General features: G+C 58.3%; 1 pseudogene. It reads left to right on the forward strand.

Going from position 1 to position 643, the window contains the following annotated elements:
- Positions 1-10: 10 nt before the first annotated feature.
- Positions 11-643 (forward strand): annotated as a pseudogene (locus CRI63_RS23640) (autotransporter domain-containing protein); the annotation flags it as partial.

Raw genomic sequence — 643 nt, forward strand, 5'->3', positions numbered from 1 at the left:
ATAACGGCACGTTATCCAGGACGGCGATCTGGACGTCAGCGGCGGGGCGCACGGTATTGATATCACCGGCGACAGCGCGACGGTGGACAACAACGGCACCATGACCGTGACCGATCCGGAATCCATTGGTATTCAGATCGACGGCGACCAGGCGGTTGTTAATAACGAAGGCGAAAGCACCATCAGCAACGGCGGCACCGGTACACAGATTAACGGTGACGACGCCACGGCGAATAACGGCGGCAAAACAGTCGTTGATGGCAAGGATTCCACCGGTACGGAAATCAACGGCAATAACGGGAAAGTTATCCAGGACGGCGATCTGGACGTCAGCGGCGGGCGCACACGGGATTGATATCACCGGCGACAGCGCGACGGTGGACAACAACGGCACCATGACCGTGACCGATCCGGAATCCATTGGTATTCAGATCGACGGCGACCAGGCGGTGGTTAATAACGAAGGCGACAGCACCATCACCAACGGCGGCACCGGCACACAGATTAACGGTGACGACACCACGGCGAATAACGGCGGCAAAACCACNGTTGACGGTAAAGACTCCAGCGGTACGGAAATCAACGGTAATAACGGGAAAGTTGTTCAGGACGGCGATCTGGACGTCAGCGGCGGGCGCACGGG

It is taken from the genome of Escherichia sp. E2661, assembly GCF_004745185.1.
Classification (GTDB): domain Bacteria; phylum Pseudomonadota; class Gammaproteobacteria; order Enterobacterales; family Enterobacteriaceae; genus Escherichia.